This window comes from Plantibacter sp. MDV22-iso1, assembly GCF_058408345.1.
In genome coordinates, this window is sequence record NZ_JBZVDY010000001.1 from 235,420 (window position 1) to 260,688 (window position 25,269).

Below are 25,269 nucleotides of genomic sequence, written 5' to 3' on the forward strand. Positions count from 1 at the left end.
TTCGTCGTGCATCGGTCGGTCAGTAGAGGAGGCCGGTCAACCGGGCCCTGGCCTTCATGACGCGCGGATCGGTGACGCCGGCGACCTGGAAGAGCTCGAGCAGGCGCGTCCGGACGGTGTCCTTACCCGACTGGTCGAGGTCGGGGAACAGCGTCAGCAGACGGTCGAAGGCGTCCTCGAGGTGTCCTCCGGAGAGGTCGAGGTCGGCGACGGCCAGCTGGGCGTCGAGGTCGTCGGGAGCAGCAGCGGCGCGTGCGCGGATCTCATCGAGGGTCTTCCCCGTGAGGCGGTGCAGCAGACGGACCTGAGCGAGGCCGGCCACGGCCATGTCGTCCTTCGGATTCTGCGCGATGGCCTTCTCGTACGCGGCGATGGCCGTCGGGTAGTCGGCACGCTCGATGGCCTCGTACGCCTCGGCGTGGAGGGGCGGCAGCGGCTCCTCCACGGGTTCGGCTGGAGCTGCGGCGTCCCCTTCGGCGACGACGGCCCGACCGGAGACCCCGTTCTGTTCGGCCAGCTGCAGCAACTGCTCGATCACATCGCGCACCTGCGACTCCGGGATGGCGCCGTTGAACATCGGCACCGGGCGTCCGCCGACGACGGCGACGACCATCGGGATCGACTGCGCCTGGAACGCCTGGGAGAGCTGCGGGTTCGCGTCGACGTCGACCTTGGCGAGCACGAAGCGGCCGGCGTATTCGGCGGCGAGGCGTTCGAGCACCGGGGAGAGCTGCTTGCACGGTCCGCACCACTCGGCCCAGAGGTCGATGACGACGGGGACGACGGAGGACAGCTCGACGACCTGACCGAACCCGTCGTCCGTCGCGTCGAAGACCAGGGACGGGACCTGGACGGTCTGGCCGGTCGTCGCGCCGGGCGCCTCTGCCGGTGCGCCCGCCTGCGTCGACGCGCCCGCGGGCGGCGTCTGGTGGCGACGAGCGAGACCGGAGAGGTCGACGGCGCCGCGCAGGTGTGCTGCGCTCGGCTCCGCGGCACTCACGGGAGCTCCGATGCGGCGATGAGGGTCTGGGTGAATCCGAGCAAGGTGATCTTCTCTCCGGAGTTGACGGCTGGCACGTAGAACAGGAGCTGGTCGCCGTAGGTGGCCTGCGTCCCCTTCGCGCTCTCGGTGATCCCGGAGAGCGCGGCGACCGCACCCGAAGGTTTCACGGTAGCACCGGCCGTGACGACCGAGACCACCTCGCCCTCCTGCACGTTGACGGCGACGATCGCACCCGAGTCGTTGGTCGCCAGTGCGACGTTCGGGCCGGTACCGGCGGCCGCCGAGAAGGCGATGCTCGCCGTCGTCGGCAGGTTCGCGGCCTTCGTGGCGCGGTCCGCAGCGACCTGGGTCCGGAAGACGTCACCATCGGCGTTGAACATGCCGGCGAAGGTGCTCGCATCGCCGTTGGTGATGATGTCGGCGTATGCCGCGGCGATCTCCTCCGGCGGCATGACGAGCAGCTTCGAGTCCGGCGGGACGCTCGCGGCACCGATGGTCGCGGGCGCGACGTTCTCGAGTCGGGCGCCCTCGAGGAGCTTCTCCGCGTAGACGACCTGGTAGTTCGACCGCGGGTCCTGCTGGGTCATCACGAGGACCGTTGGCGACACCGTCTCGTCGGCCTTGTCCTGGATGGCGGTCATGACCGTCCGAGGCCAGGCATCCGTCGCCTGGGGCAGGGTGAGCGTGACTGGCGACGCGGGGATGGGCGTCGCTCCGGCGGCATCGGCCACCTTGGAGCGGAGGGCGTAGTTCGCCGTGCGCTCCTCGAGAGCCGGCCCGGAGAACCGGACGGCTGCAGCGGTGCCGTCGAGCGCAGCATCGGCCTCGGACGCCGCCGTCGAGATCCGCGACACGATCCGCTCGACCTGTGGCACGGTGACGACGGGCGCGGCGAAGTCCTGGTCTTGGCTGTCGGCCGGCAGATCCGTCGCAGTGACGGTGGGCGTCGGTGACGGCGCTCCGATGGTCGGCCAGTAGTCCTGGGAGCAGCCACTCAGGCCCAGGGTCCCGATGAGGACGAGCGGTACGCCCACGACGAGTGAACGGCGCAGCGAAGAGCGCTTCGTCTTGCCGGCTCCGAGTTCACGGGGGCGGCGCGGCTTCGGTTGTCTCGACATCTTCGTGATGCCCTTCTGTCCTTGTCCCGGACCCTTGCGACGCGGGCCTCGCGAGCGACGCATGCGCTGGATCCCCGAGAGGTAGAGCACGATGCCGGCGAGGAGCACGAGGATGCCACCGGCGATCAGGGGACCGGCCCACGGGGTGGCGTTGTCGAGTGGCCAGGACAGTCGGAGGGAATCCGGAGCTGCGGCCGAGCCGTCGGTCGCGATGAGCACGTCGATGTCCTTCGGCAGGTTCATCGTCGCGATGACCGCGCCCGCCTCGTCGTACTCACCGAGCCAGAGGTCGGATCCGCGCGGGTCCGGGCCCTTCTCGGCGGTGGTGGTGTCGTCGCTGGCCTCGGGGGCCGGCGTCGCCGACGGCTCGGGACTCGGGGTCGCCCCATCGTCGTCGGTGGCGTCCGCCTCGGCCGTGACGGTCGTGGTCGTCAGTGCGGTACCGGCACTGTTGACGCCCACGCGGCTGTAGGGCTCGTCGCCGAGCCAGGCCGTGATGTCGTCGGAGCGCCCGTAGCTCATGAACACCTGCGTGTCGCCGCCCGCGCCCGCCACGATGGACTGCGCTCCCGGCTGCGACTGCAGCACGCTCCCGGGGATGACGATGAACCGGTCTCCGCTGTCGACCGTCGTCGACAGGCTGAAGGTGCCGGGCGAGAGGAACACGGTCCGTTGCGCGATTCCCGTCACGATCATGACGGCTGCCACGACGAACGCGGCGATGGCGAGAACGAAACGCACGGATTACTCTCCTCTGGCGTCGGAACGACGCGGGTGATCCTGCGTCCGACGGGATCCGGCGGGTCGGGCCGGCAGGAGACGCAGGTGGTTCAGGCTATCGGAAATGACTGAGAGGCGGCTAGACGGCCGCTGGGAGGCCGGGAGCCGGCCAGTGGGTCGGCAGCGGCAGCGCCTCGGGACGCACTGCAGCGACGATCTCGGTGAGCACGCGTCGGGTCTGGCTCTCCCCCACCCACAGGTGCTTGGCGCCGTCCACCGGGACGAGCGTGACCCCGGGGAGGACGCCGAACCGTTCCGCCGCTTCCGCGGGTCGGAGGTAGTCGTCGAACTCGGGCACGAGGACGACCATCGGCCGGTCGTCGCCGGCCCATGCCCGGAGCTCGTCCTCCGTCGTGCGGTGCAGCGGCGGAGACAGGAGGATCACTCCGTCGACGGCCGGGTCGCGCCCGTACTTCAGGGCCAGCTCGGTCCCGAACGACCATCCCACGATCCACGGGTGCGGAAGCCCGCGCTCGGCCACGAACGCGAGCGCGGCCTCGACGTCGGCCCGCTCCCCGACGCCGCCGTCGAAGGCGCCGTCGCTCGTCCCTCGAGGAGACGAGGTGCCGCGGGTGTTGAAGCGGAGCACCGCGATCCCCGTGAGCGCAGGCAGGCGCGCCGCGGCCTTCCGCAGCACATGGGAGTCCATGAACCCGCCGGCGGTCGGCAGCGGGTGGAGCGTCACCAGGGTCGCGACGATCTCGCCATCGGCCGGCACCGCGAGCTCGCCGACGAGGGTCAGGCCGTCGGCCGTGTGCAGCTCGATCTCCTCGCGGACGGCGGGGAGCTCGGCGCCACCACGGATCTCGATGGTGTCGGTCATGAGTCAGTCCTCCGGGGCAGTGTGGTCGGGTCGATTCGCGGCGTGCGGGCGTTCACCGGATCCGCCAGCAGTGGGAGTGCCAATGCCGCCGGGCAGCGATGTCGGCCTGGTCGCCCAGGACCCCGTCGGCGCGCCACGTCACCACATGTGCGGTGCCGGGCGGGATGGACTGTCCGCATCCCGGACACACGTAGGTCTTCTGCGCACTGGAACCGCTGACGGGCTGGACGAACCATGACCCGTCTCGATGGTCCTCGGTGCGTTTCCACCCTGCCATCAGCCGTTCGAGACCGTTACCCTCGTCGTCGCCGGGCCGTGGCCGGTGGCGGTGGTGTCGGGGCATGGGTCAAGTCTAGGCTCAGCCTCCACGACCGTGTCGGGAGGCGGTTCCGGTCAGTACCAGCCGTTGGACTCCGAGTGGGCCCACGCGCCACACGGCGTGCTGTACCGACTCGTGATGTATCCAAGACCCCAGGTGATCTGCGTCGCGGGGTTGGTGGCCCAGTCGGCTCCGGCCGAGGCCATCTTGGAGCCGGGAAGCGCCTGCGGGATGCCCGTGGCACCGGAGCTGGCGTTGTAGGCGTACACGTTCCAACCCGACTCGCGGTTCCACAGCGACACGAGGCAGCTGTACTCGCCCTCACCCCAGCCGTTGGCCATGACCATGTCGTAGGCGATGGCCTGGGCCGTACCCGGGTCGGGCGTGCCTGCCGCGGGAGCGCTACCCGTGGACGAGGAACCTCCGCCGGTGGCCGCCGGCGTCGCCACGGGAGGAGGCGGCGGCGGAGCGACGACCTCGTAGCTGTCGCGGGCGAAGGTGTACTGGTAGTTCGAGCTTGCGACGACGGACTGCGCGGCGTTACCACCGAACTGCGCCTGCTTCTCCGCGTAGGAGGATGCCACGACGCTCGAAGTCGGATCGACCATCGTCACGGCCACGAAGCCGAATGCAGCCGTCGCGGCGAAGATCCCGAGGACCTTCTTGCCGCGAGAGCGCGGACGACGGTACGACTGAACCGCCTTACCGGTGTTCGGCTGGGCTGATGGTTTCCATGGGGTCACGTCAGTTGAGTCTTGAGGCACGATGCATCGATGGTAGCCGAGAATGCCTGATCAGGCCACCTGGTCGACCGACGCTCAGCGAACCGCCAGCATGACGTCCACGACGCTGTCGAGCAGTGCGTCGACCTGCGACTCGCGGTATCCGGCCCATTCGTTGCGGAAGACGGCCGTGCGGACGCGGTCGACATTGAGCGGTGTGCCGTCGTGGAAGTAGGCGACGAGGCGGTCCGCGAGGGCGTCCACGTCCTTCCGGCTGTAGCCGCGGGCGAGCAGGCTCACGCGCTGGAACCGTTGGCCCTCCGGCCTCGTCAGCCGGTTGAGGATGACCTGCGCGGTGCCGCGGGCGTCGCGCAGCCACTCCTTGGCGCCGCGCTCCTCGACCGACCGTTCCCGCTCGCGGAGCGAGAAGGCGTCCTCGAGTCGCTCGAGCGCCGCGTCGACGTGCTCGGTGCTGTAGCCACCCCGGACGAGCCGGAACGCCACGTGCCGGATGTCCTCCGCGCTCAGGATCGCGTCGGCGTCGGCGTCGGTGTCCTGCCCGTAGGCGGCGCGAGCGCGGTTGAGGAACTCGTCGACCTCGGCCGGATCGTAGCCACGCTTCGAACGTTTTGAGGTGGGGAAGATCGTGCTCACCGGACCATTCTCCCCCATGAGGGGCTGATCGGGCGAAATCGGACCGAGCCGGGACTCAGACCGCGAGTCCGCCGAACAGCAGGTAGACCACGTAGGCGACGACCGCCGACGGCAGGATCGAATCCAGGCGGTCGAGGAATCCCCCGTGTCCCGGCAGCCACGAGCTCATGTCCTTCACGCCGATGTCGCGCTTGATGAGCGACTCGGCGAGGTCGCCGACCGTGGCACTGCCGAGGAGCAGCAGGCCGAGCAGGAGACCGACCCACCACGGCACACCGAGCATGAGGATCGCGAGCAGCACACCGGCCACGACCGCGACGACACCCGCCCCGGCGAAGCCCTCCCAGGTCTTGTTCGGGCTGATCACCGGCGCCATCTTGTGCTTGCCGAACGACAGGCCGCTCACGTAGGCGCCGACATCGACGCAGATGACGAGGATCAAGAACGCCAGCGTCCACCACTCGCCCTCGGGCTGGGCGACCAGGAACACGGCGAAGGAGGCGAGGAAGGGGACGTAGACTTGGATGAACGTCCCGGACGCGAGGTCGCGGACGAGCGTGGGAAGGTCGGTCCGCTTCGAAGCGATGGCCTGCTCGGCCACGCGCCAGACGATGACGAGCAGGATGCCGAGCAGGACGACGGACCAACGCCAGACGTCGTGGAGGAAGAACGCCGCCGGCTGCATCGCGACGGCCGAGATGACGGTCGGGATCGCCGGCACCCGGCGCCCGGTCTGCTCGAGGGCCTTCCGCAGCTCCAGCGTGGCGAACGCCACCACGGCCGAGGCCAGGACGACGAAGATCACCTTGAAGATGATCAGACTCACGAGCATGATGCCGCCCGCGGCCACCCCGATGAGGATGGCGTTCACGAGATTGCGGCCGACCCGCGCCTCGATGCGTTCGTTCGTCGCGTCGAACTGCGCCTTCGTCGCCTGGACCTGCCGTTCGATGTCGGCACGTTTGGCGTCGACCTGCCGCTCGAACTTCGCGCGGCGGTCCTTCAGCTGGGACCGCAACTCCTGCGAACCCGACTTGCCGGACCGGCCGGGTTCGGGCTTCGACGGATCGCTCGATCGCCCGGGAGCGACATCGTCTTCCACAGGTACCTCCAGCGGGCGTGCCGTCGGTCGAGGGACCGGTCGGCGAACGGAATCAGCGGTGGGACAGCAGCTCAGATGGAGAGCAGCTCGGTCTCCTTGGCCTTCAGCGCGGCGTCGACGGCGTCGATGTGCGACTTCGTGACGGCCTCGAGCTCCTTCTCGCCGCGTGCGACGTCGTCGTCGCCGACCTCGCTCTTGAGCGCCTCGAGGTCGTCCTTGCCCTTGCGACGGATGTTGCGGATGGACACCTTCGCGTCTTCACCCTTGCCGCGGACGATCTTCACGTATTCCTTGCGACGCTCAGCGGTCAGCTCGGGCATGGTGACCCGGATGACGGTGCCGTCGTTCGTCGGGTTGGCGCCGAGGTTCGGGATGTCGCGGATCGCCTGCTCGATGTCGCGCAGTGCGGACTTGTCGTAGGGCGTCACGACGATCGTGCGCGCTTCCTGGTTCTGCAGGGAGGCGAGCTGCGCCAGCGGCGTCGGCGTGCCGTAGTAGCTCACCAGGACTTTCTGGAACAGCTGGGGGTTGGCGCGACCCGTACGCACCGTGGCGAAGTCATCCTTCGCGGCCTCGACGGCCTTCGACATCCGGGTACCAACATCCGAGAGGACATCCGCGATCACGAGCACTCCTTTGATTGCATTACTGGGTTCAGTCTAGTCGGGCGGCGGGCCTCGGCCTGGCCGCCCTGCCGCCTACGCGGAGGTGACGAGGGTGCCGATCGCGGCACCGCGGATGGCCGCCGTGACGTTGCCGGCCGGCTCCATGCCGAAGACGCGCATCGGCATGCCGTTGTCCATGCAGAGGCTGAAGGCCGTCGAGTCGACGACCTTGAGGCCGCGCTGGAGCGCCTCCTGATAGGAGATGGTGTCGATCTTCGTCGCCGTCGGGTCGACGCGGGGGTCGGCGGTGTAGACGCCGTCGACGCCGTTCTTAGCGACGAGGACCTCGACGGCTCCGATCTCGAGCGCGCGCTGTGCCGAGACGGTGTCGGTCGAGAAGTACGGGAGTCCGGCGCCCGCTCCGAAGATGACGACGCGACCCTTCTCGAGGTGTCGCTCGGCACGGAGCGGGATGTAGGGCTCGGCGACCTGCGTCATGGCGATGGCCGACTGCACGCGCGTGGCGGCGCCGGCCTGTTCCAGGAAGTCCTGGAGCGCCAGGGCGTTCATGACCGTTCCGAGCATGCCCATGTAGTCGGCTCGGCCGCGGTCCATGCCGCGCTGGCTGAGCTCGGCTCCGCGGAAGAAGTTGCCGCCTCCGACGACCACTGCGACCTCGACCTCGGCGGTCGCTTCAGCGATCTCGCGGGCGATCGACCCGACCACGTCGGGGTTGACGCCCAACTGGCCGCCTCCGAACGCCTCACCTGACAGCTTGAGCAGTACCCTGCGCTTCTTCTCCGGCATCCGCCTGTCCTTCCTCGTCCCTCACACAACTTAGCGTCAGGAGCCGCCCGCTGTCCGCGACAGTGGTCGACTCACTGACCGGATCGTCACCGATCCCACGTGCACGGGTATGCCCGCGCACGCAAAGGGGTCCGGATCGCCACTGGCGATCCGGACCCCGTCACAACTGCTACGCGCCGACCTTGAAGCGGGCGAACCCGGTCACGGTGAGGCCCGCGTCAGCGAGCACCTTCTGCACGGACAGCTTGTTGTCCTTGGCGTAGTCCTGCTCGAGGAGCGCGACCTGCTTGAAGTACGAGGTCACGCGGCCCTCGACGATCTTCGGCAGCGCAGCCTCGGGCTTGCCCTCGTTCTTCGAGATCTCGGTGACGATCTCGCGCTCCTTCTCGACCTCGTCGGCCGGGACGTCGTCGCGGCTGAGGTAGGACGGGTTGGCGAACGAGATGTGCTGCGCGATGCTGCGAGCCGTCTCCGCGTCGTCGCCCGTGTAGCCGACGACCACGCCGACCTGCGCGGGCAGGTCCTTGTTGGTCTTGTGGAGGTAGACGGCGAAGTGCTCACCGTGCACCACCGCGAGGCGGCGGAGCTCGAACTTCTCACCGATGATCGCAGCGGAGTCCGCGATGACCTCGGCGACGGTCTTGCCGTCGGCCGGAGCCGCGTTCCCCTCTTCGACGGTGGTCGCGCCGGCGGCGACGACTGCGTCGAGGACGAGGTCGGCCAGAGCGAGGAACTTCTCACCCTTCGCGACGAAGTCGGTCTCGCAGGCGAGCTCGATGAGCGTGGCGGTGTCGCCGTTCTCCTTCGCGGCGACGAGGCCCTCGCTCGTGGAGCGGTCGGCACGCTTCGCGTTGCCCTTCGCACCCTTGAGACGCAGGATCTCGGTCGCCTTCTCGACGTCGCCATCGGCTTCGACGAGTGCGTTCTTGGTGTCGACCATGCCGGTGCCGAGCTGCTCGCGCAGCACCTTCAGGTCAGCGAGAGAAAAGTTGGCCATTGCTGGTGTCCTCCTTGATTACTTCTCGTCGGCGACGACGGCGGCAGCTGCACCCTCGGCGTCGGCGGCGGACTCGGTTGCAGCGACCTCGACGTCTTCGACAGCCGGGGCTGCCTCGACGGCGTCGGTTGCGGCGATCGCCTCATCGGCGACCTTCTCGGTCTCGGCGGAACCCTGCTCGCCGCCCTGGAGCAGCTCCTGCTCCCACTCGGCGAGCGGCTCGGCCGGGGCGTCGCCCTCGGTCGGCTTCTGGTGGCGCTGGATGAGACCCTCGGCGGCGGCGTCGGCGATGATGCGCGTCAGCAGGCCGACGGAACGGATCGCGTCGTCGTTACCCGGGATCGGGTAGGTGACCTCGTCGGGGTCGCAGTTGGTGTCGAGGATGCCGATGACCGGAATGCCGAGCTTGCGCGCCTCGTCGATCGCGAGGTGCTCCTTCTTGGTGTCGACGACCCAGAGCGCCGACGGCGTCTTCGAGAGGTTGCGGATACCACCGAGCGACTTGTGGAGCTTGTCCAGCTCGCGCTTCTTGATGAGGAGTTCCTTCTTGGTGAAGCCGCTCTTGGAGGCGTCTTCGAAGTCGAGCTCCTCGAGCTCCTTCATGCGGGCGAGTCGCTTCGACACCGTCTGGAAGTTGGTGAGGAGGCCACCGAGCCAACGCTGGTTGACGTAGGGCTGGCCGACGCGCGTCGCCTGCTCGGCGATGACTTCCTGCGCCTGCTTCTTCGTGCCGACGAAGAGGATGGTGCCGCCGTGGGCGACCGTCTCCTTGACGAAGTCGAAGGCCTGGTCGATGTAGCCGAGCGACTGCTGCAGGTCGATGATGTAGATGCCGGAACGCTCGGTGAAGATGAAGCGCTTCATCTTCGGGTTCCAACGGCGGGTCTGGTGCCCGAAGTGCACGCCGCTGTCGAGCAGCTGGCGGATGGTTACGACGGCCATGAGCCGTTCTCCTGTTCTGCGCTCGCCACCGCACCGCTGACGCGGACGGGTGGGAGTGCCTCGGTTGTCTGACGGACCGGATGGCCTCGTCCCTGGTGCCCGGCGCACGTCCGCCACGCTCCGGAGAGCGAGGACCGATTGGAAGTGGTGGCCGAAATGGCACGCGTAGTCACCCCGACGAGCGAGGTGCTCCGTTCAGCATAGCATCAGGCCACCGTGATGACGGCGCTCCACAGCCCGTCCGGCCACGTCCGTCTCCCCGCTCCGAGGCGCCCACCCGCCCTCGCTTTCCCCAGCCCGTCAGGCTCGGATCATGATGACCTCGATCGCCAGTTGGTTCCTCATCTCCTGTCTGGTGCTCCTCGCACCCGTGAGCACGTCTGGGGCGGCGCCGGCCTGGAGCTGGCCGATCGCTCCCCCGCACGTCGTCACCGAGCCGTTCGTCGCGCCGCCCGACCCGTACAGCGCCGGCCACCGGGGTGTCGACATCGCCGCATCGCCCGGTCAACCGGTCGTTGCAGCAGCCGCCGGCGTCGTGACGTTCAGCGGGACGGTGGTCGACCGACCGCTCGTCGTGATCCGGCACGACGACGGACACGTCTCGAGCATCGAGCCGGTGGTGGGTTCGGTCGAGGTCGGCAGTCCGGTGACCCGCGGGGCATCGATCGGGACCGTCGGCGTCGGCGGACACTGCGCCGACGGCTGCGTGCACTTCGGGGTGCGGCGCGACGGCGTCTACGTCAATCCGATGCTGCTGCTCGGCGAGGTGCCACCGGCCGTCCTGCTCCCGCTGACCGCGACGGCGGGGGCTCAGGCCCGCGGGTGGGCGTTGCGGTAGCTCTCCTTGATGCGTTCGACGGAGACGTGCGTGTAGATCTGCGTCGTCGCGAGACTCGCGTGGCCGAGCAGTTCCTGGACCGCGCGGAGGTCCGCTCCTCCGTCGAGCAGGTGCGTCGCGGCGGTGTGCCTCAGGGCGTGAGGCCCTGCCGGACCGCCGCCGGGCACGGCGTCGAGGAGCCGGGCGACGAGTGTGTAGACGGAGCGCGGGCCGAGCCGCCCTCCGCGCGTGCCGAGGAAGAGGGCTGCGCCGGGCGTCGGTCCGCGGTCGTTCGCGGCTGCACGGGCGACCAGCTGCGGGCGGGCGCTCGTGAGGTAGTCGACGATCGCCGACTGAGCGGGGACGCCGAACGGCACGACCCGCTCCTTGTCGCCTTTGCCCGTGACCCGGACGGTGAGTCGGTCGAGGTCGAGGTCGTCCCGGTCGAGTCCGCACAGCTCGGACACGCGAAGGGCCGAGGCGTAGAGCAGTTCGACGACGGCGAGGTCGCGGAGGGCGTTCGGCTCCCCCGATGCGGCGCGGTCCTCGAGCCCCGCGAGGAGGTCGTCGAACGGGCCCCGGCCGACGACGCGTGGCAGGGTCCGACCCGTCTTCGGACTCCGGAGACGTGCTGCGACGTCCGAATCGACCCTGCCGGTGCGGAGGAGCCAGGCGCTCCAGGCCTTCGCCGTGGCGGTGCGTCGCGCGAGCGTCGCCTTGGACGAGCCGGCCTCGGAAGCGGCCCAGAGCCAGTCGCGGAGGAGGTCCAGCGTCACGCCGTCGACGAGCTCGACGTCGCGTCCGGTGGCGAAGTCGGCGAGCTGCCGAAGATCGGAGGCGTAGGCGCGAACGGTCTGCGGCGACAGCCGACGCTCGGAAGCGAGGTGCTCCGAGAACCCGTCGATGCTGCTCCAGATGTCCACGTGGACAGCATGCCCCACGCGTCCGACGCCGTGGCCTTCCCCCGCCGAGCGATCACCTCACGCCCGTCCCCCGACGAGCACCCACCCGCGCTCCCGTTCCTCGACGGCCCCGGCGAGATCGAGCGCACCGAGCACGCCGGTGACCTCGCGAGGACTCAGACCACTCGCTGTCGCGAGCGCCTCGACGGTGCGTGGCGAGCGCGCACTCATCACATCACGGACCCGGCGTTCCTCCGGGGAGGCGAACGCCTGCGCGTCCGCATCGACCGCGGTCCACCCGGCGAGCTCCGCCATCTGCGCGGCGTTCGTCACGCACGTGGCGGCGTACTCACGGATCAACCGGTGACAGCCAGCCGACGACGGACTCGTGACCGGGCCGGATTCAACGCCGGATGCTGTGCGCCGGATACCCTGAGGACCAATGACTGACTCCTGTGTCCTCATCCTGATCCCGATCGGCATCGTTCTCGCGATCTGGGCAGCGATGCAGTTCCTCGTGGGCAGCAGGCGAGTCGCCATCGGAGTCCTCGTCACCATGGTCCTGGTCTACATGCTCGGCGTCTGCGTCATGCTGTTCAACGCACCGTTGCTGGCGCAGCTCGAGCCACCAGCGGATGAGCTGACGGCACCGTCTATCGGCGGCGGCATTTTCTTAGCGTTCGTCGGTCTCTACGCCGCCGGGGCGGGTATCGTCACGGCGCTCGTTCTTCTTGCCGGGTACTGGGTCATGGCCAAGCTCCCGCGCCGAGCCGGTCGAAGCCGCGAGTAAGAGGGCCGGCTCCGCGCCCGTTCGCTAGGCTTCCCGCTATGTCCGCAGCTCCTCCGCCCCCGCCGCCTGCTGACTGGTACCCTGATCCAGAGGAGGCTAACTCCGAGCGTTGGTGGGTCGGCGCGGCCTGGGAGCCCAGAAAGTACACCCCTCGACTCGAGGCTGGTCAGCGCAACCCCAACCTGCCGTCTGCTTCCGAGCGACGGATGCAGGCTTCGATCGAGCGCGAGCTCGATGCTGAGGATGCTGCGGCGGCGGCTTCGACCGCGGCAGTCGCAGTGCGTTGGGACCGTCGCTTGAAGATCGGGGCAGGCCTGACGGTGCTCGGCGTGATTGCCCTCAGCATCACCGTGCAGTCGATCGCAGCGAATAATCGTGCGTCGTCCTCCGCGGAGGACGCAGCCGGGCCCCGTCTCTCTGGCGCATGCAGCAACGCGATGATCGCCGCAGAGAACGAACCATCCGAGAGCGAGGTGGCCCTCCTCGCGACGTTCGACGAATGTGGCACGGCCGAACAGTGGATCCTCGGCATCCAGGAGCACCCGACGGCTGGGTCGTTCACCTCGTACTCGAGGGCGGAGGCGATAGACCTCCTCGACCTGGGCTGCATCCGACGCACGGACGCCGTCGTCTGCATCGACGCCGCGGCGCACGGGCACTTGACGTATGAGCTCGATGACCCGCGGCTCGTCGAGCTGCAGGTCCCGCGCGGCTGATCGCGCCTTCGAAAAGCGAAGCGTCCCATCAGACGATCACGTCTGATGGGGCGCGGTGGTGCGGTGATCGAGGCGCGAGTTATTCGCGCTCGAGGCGGACGGTCATGGTGGTGCCGAGCGCGGTGACCTCGTAGGACATCTCGCCGTTCTCGTAGGTGAACGTCTTCGTTGCGTCACCGGCGGCCATGATGGCGCTCTCGGTCTTCGAGGTGTCGTTGGCCGAGTCCCAGGTGAACGACTGCGACGCGTCGGCCGGCGCGCCAACGGTTCCTGCCCAGTAGAGCGACTTCGTGTCGGTCGCGACCCAGTAGACCTCGATGGTGTCGCCGGTGATGGTCGCGGTCTGGAAGCTGTCGGGGCTGTTGGAGTTCGTCTGCTTCCACTCGCCGGTCAGGTCGACGGGCCTCGGAGCCTCGGTGGTTGCCTGCGCGGCAGGGGTCCCCGGCTCGTTGGTGTTGGCGCCGGAGGAGCACGCGGCCGAGCCGAAGGCGACGGCGGTGAGCAGTGTGAGCGCGGCGACGCGCTTGGTGATGGTGCTGTGCATGTCGCTCAGCATAGTGATCGCCTGACTTCGGACAGATCGTCTGCGCGCGACGTGCCTCAGGGGCCAGCTGGCGGCCACGGCTGAACGATGAGCACGTAGGCGCTCCAGATCGCTGCAAGAGCAGAACCGGCGATGATCCAGCGCATGAGCGAGGGCTTCGTGCCTGCCGGGTTGACCAGTTGAGTGACGAGCAGCGACAGCAAGGGCAGATATAGCGCGAGTCCGATGAGGTCGTCCTGTGACGTGCCACAGTCGATGCGAGCGGCGGCGACGTAGGGCGTTATCGGACTGACCACAAGAAGAGCGATGGGCACCAAGCCAATCGCGAAGAACCCGGCCATCAGGACGACAAACCTCCGGGAACGGGTCTTCACGTGTTTGGTCGAGCGGTGCTGCACCCAGAGCCAGCAAACGATGGCGATCACGGTCAAGCCGATGGAGTACAGCGGTTGCGCATCCCCCTGGTAGGCCGAAGCCCGACAGTTCAACCGGCGCAGTACCGAGCCCACGAGAGGAAACCAGGCTAGGGCGACGATGACGTACGCCAGGACGACTATCCCGGTCGGCCGGGGAATCTGTGGCGTCCACCGCGACGCGGTCAGCGATTCAAAGTCAGGATCGGTCATGTCATCACTCATTCCCGGCACGGTTGCTGAGCCGTTCGGCCGCTTCAACATCATCGGCGCACGGCTCGACCGTCCAAGCAGTCGCGATCACCGCAGCCCACTTAGTCCCAACGGTGCAACCGCCTCACGCACCTCTGCGGCGAAGCGCGCCCTGAAGTTCCCCAGCGGGAACGGGATCGCCTCGTCGTGCAGCAGCGGAGCCCCTGCTGCGACGAGGGCCGGCGCCAGCGCCCGGAACGTGGGCGCGTGGCAGATCACGATCCCGTCAGGGGCGAGGTCGAGGATCTCGCGGGTGCGCACCGGCGCGTGCTCAAGGAGAGCCCGTCGGCGATCGCCGGACGAGAGCTTGTTCACCGGGTACGGTGCGAGGTCGATCAACCAGACCCCGTCATCGCGCAACCGCGTGAGCCACGGCGTGCGGTCGTCACCGGTGGCGACCTTCGCTCCGTACAGGGCGAGGACTACGCCGCGGAACAGGTTGTCGGCACGGGAGACGGTCGGCGCGTAGAAGAAGCGGCGCTCCGTTGCCGCGGCAGCTCCGGAGTCGGGTGCCGACTCGGCGACCAGGAGGAGCTTCATGTGGTCCGGCTTCCACTGCATGCGGAGCTGCTGGTACCAGGGGTCTTCGGCGAGCGTCACGGCCTCAGCGTATCGACGCCTCTCGGCATAATGGGGCTCATGCCCAAGTTCGTCACGCCCGTCGCTGTGCTCGCTGCAGCGCTCCTCCTGCTCACTGGCTGCTCCGGTGGCAACGCCGGCGACGGCCGCCCGTGCGAGACCGTTCCGCCAGAGCTGCTGAGCGCGATCGCGGACGGCGCCAACGATGGTCCCGCGATCACCCCGATCAGCGCCGGCGCCGTGAAGTCCATCGAGCGCGGCGACGTCTACATCGTCGCGATGAGCTTCACGACGCCGGGGTTCGAGGACGAACCCGCGGTCGGCGTCTGGGGCATCGGCAGCTCGCTCACTCCCGGTTCCGGGCCCTTGGTCGCCATCGACAGCTTCGCGGCCGAGTTCACCGTGTGGCCGCACCAGATGAACGGCGAGGAGTTCTCGGTGGCCGAGGACGGCGTCGACGAGGCGAAGGCCTGCCTCGAGGGCTGAGCGAGCCTGGCGAAGAATCGTCGGGCACGACGGACAGCCGCTGCGGCCGACCTCGATCTGCGCTGTGATCGAATTCGAAGTGGCCACCGAGGTGGGCTACAGGGCATACGGTTTCGATCGAACACTCGCCGAGCCTGGCAAGACCGAGCCTCCTGGTGGAGCGAAGTCCCTGGACTGCCGTAGCCGGACAGTGGGGCTGCACGTCGGGAGCTGTGAGCGTCACCTTTAACCCGCCTCGCGCGGACGGCGTCGTGACGGCAGGCTTCGGCGGCTCAGGCGACTGCGGCGGTGTCTACGTTCAGGGCGACGCATCCATGTTCTCGGATCCACGCACGAGGGCCGAGATCCTCGTGGAGCGATCTGAGCTCAGCACGCCCTGATCGTCACGGACCTCTACCGAACCGGCCAGGTGTACCAGACGATCCCCACGATCACTATCACGACGATCAGGAACCCGATCGCGGCGCGGATGACTCGACGGCGGCTGAAGGTACCCTTTCGAAGAGACTCCCGCGAAACCCGATCAAGGTTTGGAAACACTCCTTGGGAGAGCGGTCCAGCGTCGCCAGGCGAGGGCGGCGGCGCTGCCTCACCGGTTGGAAGCTGCGGATCCCGGTCGCGTTCCTCATTGAAGTTCCCCATACTCGAACCTACCAAGAAGGCAATTTCGCCGCGCCAGCCGAACCGGGTTGGTCCAGCGGAGGACCCTCCGAACGTGCTCGGCGACATCATCGCCGGCGCAAGAGGCGCCTAGCCGCGAAGGGCGGAGGCGACGGCGCCTGAGGTAGCCCGTTGCTTGCGGGTCGGCCGCAGCGCGGCCAGCAAACAGACCACGCCGCCGCCGACGCCTGCAGCCAGTTGGTGAACCGGTGCTGGCATTTTCCTTGGTGTGACTGGCGGCCGACAGCGAGCTCTGACTCGCCTGTGCATTGATCCAATGCCACAACAAACTTGGCATGAAAGACGGTGACACCCAGCCGAGCGATGGTGATCCACGTGGGCGAACCAGCGTTGGTCGGCTTGTTCGGCGTGTTCGCCAGCAACCGACCCTCCTCCGCGATCGTGACCGGTTCTGCGGCCGAAGACAGCAACCGGTCCAACACTGAGAACCTGTCCGCTAGAGCTACGACCAGCGATTGGGACTAGCACGGCGCCGGCCTCCGGCGCCGTGACTGTTCGACCCCGCGTCCATCCTTCGTCGCGCCAATCAGTTCGACAATCAAGTACAAAAATCGCGATTTAGGCGTCGTCCGCTGAGCTCCATCTCCGGCCCTAACATGCAAGTCGAGTTCCATGCCCTGCACGGCGCAGCAGGCGCCGACGTTGACGGCCCAGCACGTTGCCTGAGACCACTTCCATACTGGCTACCGCGACCTGACTAACATCCCTATTGAAATTCTGAACTCATGTCACGATGCGTATGCCCGAGTGAACGACCGGCGGCGCGAAACTATGTAGTACGCCAATGGTGAAGGCGGGTCGGTTGCAATCGGATGTACACAATGGTCACGAGACCTGCCGAATAGTCCAGGTACACGGATGCGAACGGCCCGTTGTCATCTTCAAGGATGAGGCCGGCTTGCCCGTCGACGGGCCTCTCCATGATGGTCAGGCCGTCTCTGCGCCCCATCCCATGCAGCAGCAACGTCACAGCATCGTCGAGTCCGCGGACGACTCGGACGCGATGTCCAGCTGAGTCCGCGGACTGCACCGCGACGAGAACGGACGGGTCGAGCAAACCTCTGAGAGCGGATGGATCCTGCTCGAACGCCGCGCGACGGAAAGAACGAACAGCTCCCCCATGATTCGGACGCGACAACCAGTCCCAGAGAACGGTTGTCACTCGACGCAGCGACGTGCCGGACGGCGAAGGCGCTCGACCATGCGAGGCGATCGCAAGCGGTGTTCGTGGAGAGGACATGATTTCCTCGAACGTCTCAAGGCTCGGATCAGTCGTCTCTGGAATCACCGTCCGAGGACACTGCGCGCTGAGTGCCATCGATTTCGCGGTCGTCTTCGTCAGTTCCCTCATACAGCGTCCCAGTGCCGTCTGGATATCCGGCTGCGTCCGGGTACTCGAATTCGATCTTGCGGTGGGTCGAGAATCCTTGTGACATGATGCCCCTGTTCCTTGCGTCGGTCCCGACCCTGCTTGTGCCTGCGGTCGGGAGTGGAGGTGTCTTACAACAGCTATGACCCCGCCCGGTGTGCCGATGTGACTCCATCGCGGAAAGTCGCCGCGGGCAGGATCCCCGTCACAGGCGCACGCGCCTCCTGGTCAGAGCTGATGACCTCCGTTCGGCGAATGATGGACGGTCCTTGCTCAGCATTCGCTCGATGAAGGGAAGGTCTGACATGAAGATCGCCGTCATCGGGAACACCGGAAACCTCGGTGTCATCGGCTCGAAAGTCATAGCTCTGCTGCACGCACACGGGCACGAGGCCATCTCTCCTGCGCTTCCGCCCCACCTCGACTCCCACGCTGCGTCTGAGCTGGTCAGAACATTGCGGGACACCGAAGTGCTCGTGGACACGTCATGGTCCGGACGCGCTACTGCATCCGACCTGGCGACGCCACTCGAACATTCCCTTCCCAGCCTGCTGCAGCGCTCCGAGGCTGGGATCGGTCGCCGCGTGGCACTCTCCGTCGTGGGCGCGGACCGGCACAGTGGGCCACTGCCGAGATACCTCGCCGCAAGGCGCCATCGGGAGGAGTTGGTTCAGGAGTCTGGCCAGCCCTTCACGATCGTCCGCGCGACCCAGTGCTTCGAACAGCTGGTCGACATCGCCGAATCGCTGCGTCACGGAGGAGAGATCAGGGTGCCAAGCGTGCTCGCACAGCCGATGGCTGCGGACGACGTGTCCGCTGAGTTGGTTGCAGCGGCCCTGGCCCCACCGCTAGATCGCATCGTGGAGGTGGCCGGGCCCGAGACGTTCCGTCTCGACGCGTTGCTCCGACGAGTCGTCGGTCGCGAAGACACCGTCCTCCGACCCTCGAGCGCGATACCAGGGGATGAAGCTGGACGAGAGGGCGCTCCTGCCAACGCGAGCTTCGTGCACGTTCTCCATACGATTCGGCGTTTGGAAGTCCAGTGAGCTCTCTCGACTCGCCTCACTCGCGTGAGCCCGTCCGACGTCACGGCACAGGTTCACTTCAGGCCCCTCCGGCGTTCCACTGCCGGAGCTTGTCCGGGTTGACGACGAGCCAGACCTCGGTGATCTTCCCACGATGCACAGCCAAGGCGAGGACCCCCACAACCTCGTCATGCCGACGCAACAGCAGCCCGGACTCACCGTTCACTGATTGCTCAGCGGATCGGAGTGGGGGCCTTTGTGCGTACAGGTCGATGAGGAGCCGCGCTGCACCGATGACGCCGCTCGCCGTGCCGAGCGGCCTACCTGCCCGGCCCCCACCGTCGGTCACCACGGTCACCTCCGAGTCGAGGAGGGACATCAACCGTTCCTCGTCGCCATCCGCGCACGCTCGGTCGAGGGCGGACAGCAAGCGACGCTGGTCGGAGGCATCGGCCGTCGACCCGGAGTGATGATGGACGCGCCGTCGTGCCGAACGGGTGAGCGCGCGGGTCTCGTCCGCCGTCCTGCCGACCACGTCGGCGACCGTCCCGTACCGGACACCGAAGACATCGTGGAGGACGAACGCCATGCGTTCAGCCGGCGAGAGGGTGGCGAGTGTCACGGTCAGCAGCCGTTGGAGTGACTCATCGAGGGTGACGCGATCTGCAGGGTCCCCGACACGGTCGTCCCTGCCGCCGCCGTCCAGGGAGTGATCGTCGGGTCGTGTCATCTTCGCCGCTCGATTCCGCTGGTGGTGGTCGAAGGTGGGACGATCAGCCACGCGCGGAGAGTCGTCCGAGTTTGGCGGGGCTCATGACCCACTGCAACTGACGGACGCCCTCTGCCGACGAGACGAGCACGATCGACGTCGTGACCACACCGTCCTGCACGAGCTGAGCCGCAGGCTGGCCGTTCAGCTCGACGACCTCGATGACCTTGCCGGTCCAGAAGTGGGAGGAGAATGCCGCGATAAAGGACGCCACGCGTTGACGCCCGACCACCGGGATCCGGGCTGCGAGCGGCGTTCCGTCGCCGTCGGTGTAGCTCACGACCTCTGCGGTGAACAGTTCCTCCAGTGCGACGACGTCTCCGGCCTGAGCGGCGGCGAGGAAGGCGTTCAGAAGGCGACGCTGCGCACCGGTCTCCACTCTCGCCCGACGCTCCTGCTGCAGGTGCTTCCGGGCACGGCTCACGAGTTGGCGGGACGCACCTTCACTGACTTGGACGATCTCCGCGATCTGCGAGTACGGGTAGTCGAACGCCTCACGGAGCACGTACGCGGCGCGTTCGGTCGGCGTGAGCTTCTCGAGCAGCAGGACGATCGCGAGATTCAAGGCCTCCCCGCGTTCGGCACCGAGCGCCGGATCCTGGCTCGTGTCGACCGGCTCCGGGAGCCACGGACCGACGTAGGTCTCGTGCCGGGCTCGAGCGGTTTTCAGATGATTGATCGAGAGGCGCGTGGTGGTCTTCGCGAGGAGTGCGGCCGGTTCGAGAACAGTGCTCCGGTCGTACGCCTGCCAGCGGATCCAGACCTCCTGGACGACGTCCTCGGCGTCGGAGCCGCTCCCGAGCATGCGGTAGGCGATGCCGAAGAGTCGACGACGGACACGATCGAACTGGGAAGCCGCGGTCGCGAGGTCCTTCGCACCGGCGCCCGTCGACGTCTGATCGGACACCGACCCATCGTCCGTCGTACCCATTGATATCCGCTCACCTTCTTGGCGCTGCACTCGGCGATACAGGGCCCACCACTCTGACAACGTCGAGCCCACGGGTGTGACAACGGTCTTGAGCGAAGCGAGGCGCGGTGACGTCACACCCGGGGGCGATGCGCGGTCAGTACTGATGAGACGAAAGGGACATCATGCAACGGATCCTCATCATCGGGGGCGGCTACGCCGGTTTCTACACCGCCTGGAGACTCGAGAAGCGGCTCCGTCGGGGCGAGGCCGAGGTGACGATCGTCGATCCGCGTCCGTACATGACGTACCAACCGTTCCTCCCCGAGGTCGCATCCGGGTCCATCGAGCCGCGACACGTGGCGATCTCGCTGCGGAGTGAGCTGCGACGGACCAGGATCATCGCCGGGAGCGTGCTCGAACTCCACCACGATCGTCGATCGGCGACCGTGCGACCGGCAGAGGGCCCGGACCGTGCGCTCGACTACGACATTGTCGTCGTCACGGCAGGCGCAGTCACGCGGACCTTCCCGATCCCGGGTGTCCGCGACGACGCGATCGGACTCAAGTACGTGGAGGAGGCGGTGGCGATCCGCGACCGGCTTCTCACCGCCTTCGACCGCGCGGCCACCCTCCCGGCCGGGCCCGAGCGCGCTGCCCTGCTCTCCATGACGTTCGTCGGCGGTGGATTCTCCGGGATCGAGGGGTTCGGCGAGCTGCTCTCCCTCGCCACCGCGCTGTTCAAGCACTACCCGGAATTGTCCTTCCCCGAACTCCGCTTCCACCTCGTCGAGGCGGCGAGCCGGATCCTGCCGGAGGTGACCGACGGACCGGGACGCTGGGTGGTTCGTCATCTCGAAGAACGAGGAGCGCTGATCCATCTCGGGACGCAGTTGCTGTCCGCGCGCGACGGACACGTGGTGCTCTCGAACGGCGAGGAGTTCGACACCGGTCTGCTCGTCTGGACGGCCGGAAACGCCTCGACACCGATCGTCGCGAAGCACACGGACCTGCCGATCGATGCTCGCGGACGACTCCTCGTCCGCTCCGACCTCCGCGTCGGCACCGAGGACGACCCGGTGGAGGACGCGTGGGGCGCGGGCGACGACGCAGCCGTCCCGGACCTGGCCGGTCCTGCAGGTTCGACGACCGTCCCGAACGCGCAGCACGCGGTCCGCCAGGGCAAGCGGCTCGCGAAGAACCTCCTGGCGTCGATCCGGGGGCGGCGAACGAAACCCTACGTGCACCACAGCCTGGGCGTCGTCGCGACTCTGGGCCTCGGGCGTGGCATCTTCCAGTACCGGCGTCTCGTGATCACGGGGGGTCGTCGCCTGGTTGATGCACCGTGGGTATCACGTCCTGGCGGTGCCGACCTGGCAGCGGAAGGTGCGGGTCCTGTTGATCTGGGCGACAGCGGTGCTGTTCGGTCGGGACGTCGTGTCGCTGCGCTCAACCGAGCACCCCCGCGCCGCGTTCGAGGCCAGCGGAGAACCGGCTCCGGCGGCAGCGTCGCGGGGCGACTGAGTCACGCCCCAGTGGCACGTCACAGATCCGGTGCCGGCCTTGTCGTTATGGAGATCAAGGGTTTCGACCGGCCGAGGGCACGTGCCCGGTCGGTCGGTGCCCGCATTTCCATCAAGGAGTTCCTGTGATATTCAGACGTCTCGGTATCGTCTCTGCCCTCGTCACGATCGGTGCGCTGGCCCTGTCCGGCTGCGTCGGAGGTGGTTCGAGCAGTGACAGCGATGGCGCCAGTACGAAGTCCATCATCACGACCAACGGCTCCGAGCCGGAGTCTGGCCTCATCCCCAGCGACACCAACGAGGTCGGCGGCGGCAAGATCCTCGACGAGCTCTTCGCCGGTCTCGTGTACTACGACGCCGACGGCAAGCCGGTCGACGACCTGGCCGAGTCCATCAAGACGGATGACTCGATCACCTTCACCATCACGATCAAGCCCGACCAGACCTTCACGAACGGCGAGCCGGTCGTCGCGGCGTCGTTCGTGAACGCGTGGCAGGACGCGGTGGTCAACCTCAGGAAAAGCGCCAGCTTCTTCAGCGACATCGCCGGCTTCGACCCGGCGGGTGGTGCTCCGCTCACGGGACTCCAGGTGCTCGACGACCAGACCTTCTCCGTGACGCTGAGCAGCGCGGTGTCCGACTTCCCGCTGCGTCTCGGCTACTCCTCGTTCTACCCGCTGCCGAGGTCCGCGTTCGACGAGGCCGGCAAGGTCACCGAGGAGTTCGGTCAGAACCCTGTCGGCAACGGCCCGTACATGCTCGACGGCGAGGGTGCCTGGAAGCACAACGAGTCGATCGCCCTCGTAACCAACGACGAGTACACCGGTGGCCGCACGCCGAAGAACGGTGGCGTGACCATCAACTTCTACGCGTCCTTCGACGCTGCCTACGCCGACCTGCTCGGTGGCAACCTCGACGTCCTCGACCAGATCCCCGACTCCGCGATCTCGACCTTCCAGGACGACCTCGGCGACCGCGCTGTGAACCAGCCCGCCGCGATCTTCCAGTCGTTCACGATCCCGGCTCGCCTCCCGCACTTCAGCGGTGAGGAAGGCCAGCTGCGTCGCCAGGCGATCTCCTACGCGATCAACCGCGAGCAGATCACCGACGTGATCTTCGAGGGCACCCGCACCCCGGCGACCGACTTCACGTCTCCGGTGCTCGACGGGTACTCGAGCGAGGTAGACGGCAATGAGGTCGCGGTCTTCGACGAGCATCAGGCCAAGGAATTCTGGGCTCAGGCTGACGCGATCTCTCCGTGGGACGGTTCTTTCCAGATCGCCTACAACGCCGACGGCCCGCACCAGGCCTGGGTCGACGCGGTCACCAACTCCATCAAGAACACGCTCGGCATCGAGTCCTCCGGTGTTCCGGTCGCCGTCTTCGGTGACTTCCGCGCCAGCGTGACGGGTCGCACGATCGAGACCGGGTTCCGTTCGGGTTGGCAGGCGGACTACCCCGGGCTCTACAACTTCCTGGCGCCGCTGTATGCGACGGGCGGGTCCTCGAACGACGGCGACTACTCCAGCACCGAGTTCGACGAGCTCCTCGCCGAGGGAGCCGGAGCATCCGACCTCGACGCCGCGAACGCGAAGTTCCAGGCCGCCCAGGAGATCCTCTTCGCCGACCTCCCCGCCATCCCGCTCTGGTACCAGAACGTCATCGGCGGCTACGGCGAGGGCGTCGAGAACGTCCGGTTCGGGTGGAACTCCGTGCCGCTCTACAGCGAGATCACCAAGTAGCACTGCGGCAGGGTGCCCGTGACGCCCAGCACACGGGACACCCTGCCGGTCCGTCACAACGGCGTGCCGCGTTCGGTCAGAGCTGATGAGCCGACCCGGACAGGAGCACGACGTGAGCAGAGGACCAAGCAGACCCCACAGCAGGCGGGCCTCATGGACCGACCGAGCCGCGGTCGCGTTCCGAACCCGGACGGCGCCCGGCCGTGCACTCAGCGCGACGCTCGAGGAGCTCCGTCACCGTCGGATCCCACTCCACGCGACGAGTCTGTTCGCCGTCGTCTCGGCGGCCGCCCTCGCCGTGCTCCTCGTGAGCGGTGTCGTGCTCATGTTCTTCTACACTCCGTCGAGCGACCCGGTCATCTACCGGGGCGGATATCCGCTGCTCGCCGGCGTCGAGGTGTCCAAGGCGTTCGCCTCGACCATGGCCATCAGTTACGAGGTCGGCGGCGGTCTCCTCATCCGCCAGGTCCATCACTGGGCCGCACTCCTGCTGCCGGCCTCGCTCATCCTGCAGGTTCTCGTCATGTTCTTCACCGGCGGGTTCCGTCGGCCCCGCCAGTGGAGTTGGGTCCTGCTGTTCCTGCTGCTCATCGTCGCGCTCGTCGGCGGGTGGAGCGGCTACGCCCTGCCAGACGACATGCTGTCGGGTTCAGGGCTGCGGATCGTGCAGGGCATCGTGCTGGCCATCCCGGTCGTGGGGACGTGGGTGTCCGCCCTGTTGTTCGGTGGCGAGTTCCCGGGCACCATCATCGAGAACCTGTATCCGATCCATGTCGCGATCGTGCCCGTGCTGCTCATCGCGCTCGTGCTCGCCCTCGTACGCCTGTGGTACGTGCATCAACCCGCGCAGTTCGCCGGCCCGGGACGCACCGAGGAAAACGTCGTCGGTGTCCCGTTCGCGAACGCCGCGGTCCGGGCGGCAGGGTTGTTCGCGATCGTCTGCGGCATCCTGCTGCTCGTCTCCGCGACCGTCACCATCAGCCCGATCTGGCTGTACGGCCCGTCGTCACCCGGAGACGCCTCCGCGGGGAGCCAGCCCGACTGGTACACCGGCTTCCTCGACGGCGCCCTCCGCCTCGTGCCGCCCGGCTGGGAGGTCGAACTCCTCGGACACACATGGTCGATCGCCCTCCTCGGACCCCTGGTCGTCGTCAGCGTCTTCCTGCTCGCAGTCGCCGTGTACCCGTTCGTTGAGAACTGGGCAAGCAGTGACCACCGCGACCACCATCTCCTCGACCGCCCTCGCAACGCGCCGACTCGCACCGCTCTCGGCGTCGCGGGCATCGTCTTCTACGGCGTGCTCTGGGTGTCGGCCAGTGCCGACCTCGTCGCCACCCACTTCCACCTCACGATCGAAGGGGTGATCCACGTGTTGCAGATCACCCTCCTCATCGGCCCCGCGATCGGCTTAGGGATCACGCGGAGCGTCTGCGTCGCGCTGCAACGACGCGACCGGGAAATGGCGCTGCACGGCTTCGAGACCGGCCAGATCCTGCGGCTCCCGGGCGGCGAGTACGTGGAAGTCCACCAGCAACTGGATCGATATACCCGCTGGGCGCTGCTTCAGCAGGATCATCCGGCGGCATACGCCCCGCGGCCCGACGACCGCGGTCGCCTGCACGTCACGAGTCGCATCCGCGGCGCGATCTCCCGCTGGATGCTCGAAGACCGCATCGAACTGATCGCCCGCGACCCGCACGAGCCGATCCGAGAACTCGGAGGCGGACACGAGGATGCCCCAGGGCTTCGGCCTGGCTGAGCTTTGTCGATCCAAGACACACTCACGCTCCTGAACACCCGGTTGTCACACATCGCCCGTCTGCACGGTCTCAGTTCATGGGACCATCGTGACGGGCCCGCAGCGAGCTGACGGATGGAG

General features: G+C 67.6%; 26 protein-coding genes. 8 read left to right on the plus strand and 18 right to left on the minus strand.

Annotation, left to right across the window (positions count from 1 at the left end):
- Positions 1-19 precede the first annotated feature (19 nt).
- From AC4PMY_RS01070 to rpsB, 11 genes are all read right to left on the minus strand, one after another.
- On the minus strand, positions 20-1,000 hold the full coding sequence (locus AC4PMY_RS01070; RefSeq protein ID WP_071260873.1) for a tetratricopeptide repeat protein: 981 nt from the start codon (positions 998-1,000) through the stop codon (positions 20-22).
- On the minus strand, positions 997-2,862 hold the full coding sequence (locus AC4PMY_RS01075) for a DUF8094 domain-containing protein (protein ID WP_491621791.1): 1,866 nt from the start codon (positions 2,860-2,862) through the stop codon (positions 997-999). The genes AC4PMY_RS01070 and AC4PMY_RS01075 overlap by 4 nt, the downstream gene beginning before the upstream one ends.
- A gap of 118 nt (positions 2,863-2,980) precedes the next feature.
- Entirely contained in the window at positions 2,981-3,724 is a 744-nt protein-coding gene (locus AC4PMY_RS01080) for an alpha/beta hydrolase (protein ID WP_071260876.1), read from the minus strand.
- Positions 3,725-3,776: 52 nt separating this feature from the next.
- Positions 3,777-4,067: an Rv1322 family protein gene (locus AC4PMY_RS01085; RefSeq protein ID WP_071260877.1), complete on the minus strand. Its 291-nt coding sequence runs from the start codon at positions 4,065-4,067 to the stop codon at positions 3,777-3,779.
- A gap of 50 nt (positions 4,068-4,117) precedes the next feature.
- Positions 4,118-4,786 carry an aggregation-promoting factor C-terminal-like domain-containing protein gene (locus AC4PMY_RS01090; RefSeq protein ID WP_240043904.1) on the minus strand — a complete coding sequence of 223 codons (669 nt, stop codon included), beginning with the start codon at positions 4,784-4,786 and terminating at the stop codon, positions 4,118-4,120.
- 75 nt (positions 4,787-4,861) lie between these two features.
- Positions 4,862-5,419, minus strand: a complete 558-nt coding sequence (locus tag AC4PMY_RS01095; RefSeq protein WP_491621792.1) for a DivIVA domain-containing protein — start codon at positions 5,417-5,419, stop codon at positions 4,862-4,864.
- Between the two features lie 55 nt (positions 5,420-5,474).
- Complete coding sequence (locus AC4PMY_RS01100; protein ID WP_491621793.1) at positions 5,475-6,521, minus strand: phosphatidate cytidylyltransferase; 1,047 nt, start codon at positions 6,519-6,521, stop codon at positions 5,475-5,477.
- A 71-nt stretch (positions 6,522-6,592) separates the two neighbouring features.
- Positions 6,593-7,147: a ribosome recycling factor gene (gene frr, locus AC4PMY_RS01105; RefSeq protein WP_064295107.1), complete on the minus strand. Its 555-nt coding sequence runs from the start codon at positions 7,145-7,147 to the stop codon at positions 6,593-6,595.
- 72 nt (positions 7,148-7,219) lie between these two features.
- Complete coding sequence (pyrH, locus tag AC4PMY_RS01110) at positions 7,220-7,933, minus strand: UMP kinase (RefSeq protein WP_056006822.1); 714 nt, start codon at positions 7,931-7,933, stop codon at positions 7,220-7,222.
- A gap of 169 nt (positions 7,934-8,102) precedes the next feature.
- The gene (gene tsf / locus AC4PMY_RS01115; protein ID WP_064295106.1) at positions 8,103-8,930 is read right to left on the minus strand and encodes a translation elongation factor Ts; all 828 of its coding nucleotides are present in this window, start codon (positions 8,928-8,930) and stop codon (positions 8,103-8,105) included.
- Between the two features lie 18 nt (positions 8,931-8,948).
- Positions 8,949-9,872, minus strand: a complete 924-nt coding sequence (gene rpsB / locus AC4PMY_RS01120; protein ID WP_064295105.1) for a 30S ribosomal protein S2 — start codon at positions 9,870-9,872, stop codon at positions 8,949-8,951.
- 313 nt (positions 9,873-10,185) lie between these two features.
- Between rpsB and AC4PMY_RS01125 the strand changes: the two genes are divergently transcribed.
- A complete protein-coding gene (locus tag AC4PMY_RS01125; protein ID WP_083397273.1) occupies positions 10,186-10,710 on the plus strand; it encodes a murein hydrolase activator EnvC family protein in 525 nt (174 codons plus the stop codon).
- On the opposite strand, the gene AC4PMY_RS01130 is transcribed toward AC4PMY_RS01125, so the two are convergent.
- Both AC4PMY_RS01130 and AC4PMY_RS01135 read right to left on the minus strand, forming a co-directional pair.
- Positions 10,683-11,612 (minus strand): tyrosine recombinase XerC, encoded by a 930-nt coding sequence (locus AC4PMY_RS01130; protein ID WP_491621794.1) that lies wholly within the window; start codon positions 11,610-11,612, stop codon positions 10,683-10,685. The genes AC4PMY_RS01125 and AC4PMY_RS01130 overlap by 28 nt on opposite strands.
- 57 nt (positions 11,613-11,669) lie before the next feature.
- Complete coding sequence (locus AC4PMY_RS01135; protein WP_491621795.1) at positions 11,670-11,951, minus strand: DprA-like winged helix domain-containing protein; 282 nt, start codon at positions 11,949-11,951, stop codon at positions 11,670-11,672.
- Positions 11,952-12,033: 82 nt separating this feature from the next.
- Here AC4PMY_RS01135 and AC4PMY_RS01140 point away from each other — a divergent pair, with 82 nt between their 5' ends.
- Together AC4PMY_RS01140 and AC4PMY_RS01145 are read left to right on the plus strand one after the other, a co-directional pair.
- On the plus strand, positions 12,034-12,381 hold the full coding sequence (locus AC4PMY_RS01140; RefSeq protein ID WP_491621796.1) for a hypothetical protein: 348 nt from the start codon (positions 12,034-12,036) through the stop codon (positions 12,379-12,381).
- 206 nt (positions 12,382-12,587) lie between these two features.
- Positions 12,588-13,097 carry a hypothetical protein gene (locus AC4PMY_RS01145; RefSeq protein WP_491621797.1) on the plus strand — a complete coding sequence of 170 codons (510 nt, stop codon included), beginning with the start codon at positions 12,588-12,590 and terminating at the stop codon, positions 13,095-13,097.
- A gap of 79 nt (positions 13,098-13,176) precedes the next feature.
- Here the strand turns inward: AC4PMY_RS01145 and AC4PMY_RS01150 are convergent, their stop codons facing one another.
- The 3 genes from AC4PMY_RS01150 to AC4PMY_RS01160 form a co-directional block, all read right to left on the minus strand.
- A complete protein-coding gene (locus tag AC4PMY_RS01150) occupies positions 13,177-13,641 on the minus strand; it encodes a hypothetical protein (RefSeq protein WP_491621798.1) in 465 nt (154 codons plus the stop codon).
- A gap of 56 nt (positions 13,642-13,697) precedes the next feature.
- Entirely contained in the window at positions 13,698-14,267 is a 570-nt protein-coding gene (locus AC4PMY_RS01155) for a hypothetical protein (RefSeq protein ID WP_491621799.1), read from the minus strand.
- 87 nt (positions 14,268-14,354) lie between these two features.
- Positions 14,355-14,906 (minus strand): hypothetical protein, encoded by a 552-nt coding sequence (locus AC4PMY_RS01160; protein ID WP_491621800.1) that lies wholly within the window; start codon positions 14,904-14,906, stop codon positions 14,355-14,357.
- A 39-nt stretch (positions 14,907-14,945) separates the two neighbouring features.
- Here AC4PMY_RS01160 and AC4PMY_RS01165 point away from each other — a divergent pair, with 39 nt between their 5' ends.
- Both AC4PMY_RS01165 and AC4PMY_RS01170 read left to right on the plus strand, forming a co-directional pair.
- On the plus strand, positions 14,946-15,371 hold the full coding sequence (locus tag AC4PMY_RS01165) for a hypothetical protein (protein WP_491621801.1): 426 nt from the start codon (positions 14,946-14,948) through the stop codon (positions 15,369-15,371).
- 2,355 nt (positions 15,372-17,726) lie between these two features.
- Positions 17,727-18,467, plus strand: coding sequence for an SDR family oxidoreductase (locus tag AC4PMY_RS01170; protein WP_491621802.1), 741 nt, complete (start codon positions 17,727-17,729; stop codon positions 18,465-18,467).
- Between the two features lie 58 nt (positions 18,468-18,525).
- On the opposite strand, the gene AC4PMY_RS01175 is transcribed toward AC4PMY_RS01170, so the two are convergent.
- Positions 18,526-19,068: a sigma-70 family RNA polymerase sigma factor family protein gene (locus AC4PMY_RS01175; protein WP_491621803.1), complete on the minus strand. Its 543-nt coding sequence runs from the start codon at positions 19,066-19,068 to the stop codon at positions 18,526-18,528.
- 151 nt (positions 19,069-19,219) lie between these two features.
- Positions 19,220-20,122 carry a sigma-70 family RNA polymerase sigma factor gene (locus tag AC4PMY_RS01180; RefSeq protein WP_491621804.1) on the minus strand — a complete coding sequence of 301 codons (903 nt, stop codon included), beginning with the start codon at positions 20,120-20,122 and terminating at the stop codon, positions 19,220-19,222.
- A 188-nt stretch (positions 20,123-20,310) separates the two neighbouring features.
- On the opposite strand from AC4PMY_RS01180, the gene AC4PMY_RS01185 reads away from it, so the two are divergent.
- The 3 genes from AC4PMY_RS01185 to qcrB all read left to right on the plus strand — a co-directional run bounded on the left by AC4PMY_RS01185 (position 20,311) and on the right by qcrB (position 25,149).
- Positions 20,311-21,777 carry an NAD(P)/FAD-dependent oxidoreductase gene (locus tag AC4PMY_RS01185; RefSeq protein ID WP_491621805.1) on the plus strand — a complete coding sequence of 489 codons (1,467 nt, stop codon included), beginning with the start codon at positions 20,311-20,313 and terminating at the stop codon, positions 21,775-21,777.
- Positions 21,774-23,390, plus strand: a complete 1,617-nt coding sequence (locus tag AC4PMY_RS01190; protein ID WP_491621806.1) for a peptide ABC transporter substrate-binding protein — start codon at positions 21,774-21,776, stop codon at positions 23,388-23,390. The genes AC4PMY_RS01185 and AC4PMY_RS01190 overlap by 4 nt, the downstream gene beginning before the upstream one ends.
- Positions 23,391-23,502: 112 nt before the next feature.
- Entirely contained in the window at positions 23,503-25,149 is a 1,647-nt protein-coding gene (qcrB, locus tag AC4PMY_RS01195; protein WP_491621807.1) for a cytochrome bc1 complex cytochrome b subunit, read from the plus strand.
- Positions 25,150-25,269: the final 120 nt, after the last annotated feature.

Excerpts from the sequence above, each read along its gene's own strand:
- AC4PMY_RS01080 (WP_071260876.1), bottom strand. The coding sequence starts at position 3,724 with ATGACCGACACCATCGAGATCCGTGGTGGCGCCGAGCTCCCCGCCGTC.
- AC4PMY_RS01085 (WP_071260877.1), bottom strand. The coding sequence starts at position 4,067 with ATGCCCCGACACCACCGCCACCGGCCACGGCCCGGCGACGACGAGGGT.
- rpsB (WP_064295105.1), bottom strand. The coding sequence starts at position 9,872 with ATGGCCGTCGTAACCATCCGCCAGCTGCTCGACAGCGGCGTGCACTTC.
- AC4PMY_RS01145 (WP_491621797.1), top strand. The coding sequence starts at position 12,588 with ATGCAGGCTTCGATCGAGCGCGAGCTCGATGCTGAGGATGCTGCGGCG.
- AC4PMY_RS01150 (WP_491621798.1), bottom strand. The coding sequence starts at position 13,641 with ATGCACAGCACCATCACCAAGCGCGTCGCCGCGCTCACACTGCTCACC.
- AC4PMY_RS01165 (WP_491621801.1), top strand. The coding sequence starts at position 14,946 with ATGCCCAAGTTCGTCACGCCCGTCGCTGTGCTCGCTGCAGCGCTCCTC.
- pyrH (WP_056006822.1), bottom strand. The coding sequence starts at position 7,933 with ATGCCGGAGAAGAAGCGCAGGGTACTGCTCAAGCTGTCAGGTGAGGCG.
- AC4PMY_RS01125 (WP_083397273.1), top strand. The coding sequence starts at position 10,186 with ATGATGACCTCGATCGCCAGTTGGTTCCTCATCTCCTGTCTGGTGCTC.
- AC4PMY_RS01185 (WP_491621805.1), top strand. The coding sequence starts at position 20,311 with ATGCAACGGATCCTCATCATCGGGGGCGGCTACGCCGGTTTCTACACC.
- AC4PMY_RS01155 (WP_491621799.1), bottom strand. The coding sequence starts at position 14,267 with ATGACCGATCCTGACTTTGAATCGCTGACCGCGTCGCGGTGGACGCCA.
- AC4PMY_RS01140 (WP_491621796.1), top strand. The coding sequence starts at position 12,034 with ATGACTGACTCCTGTGTCCTCATCCTGATCCCGATCGGCATCGTTCTC.
- AC4PMY_RS01170 (WP_491621802.1), top strand. The coding sequence starts at position 17,727 with ATGAAGATCGCCGTCATCGGGAACACCGGAAACCTCGGTGTCATCGGC.
- tsf (WP_064295106.1), bottom strand. The coding sequence starts at position 8,930 with ATGGCCAACTTTTCTCTCGCTGACCTGAAGGTGCTGCGCGAGCAGCTC.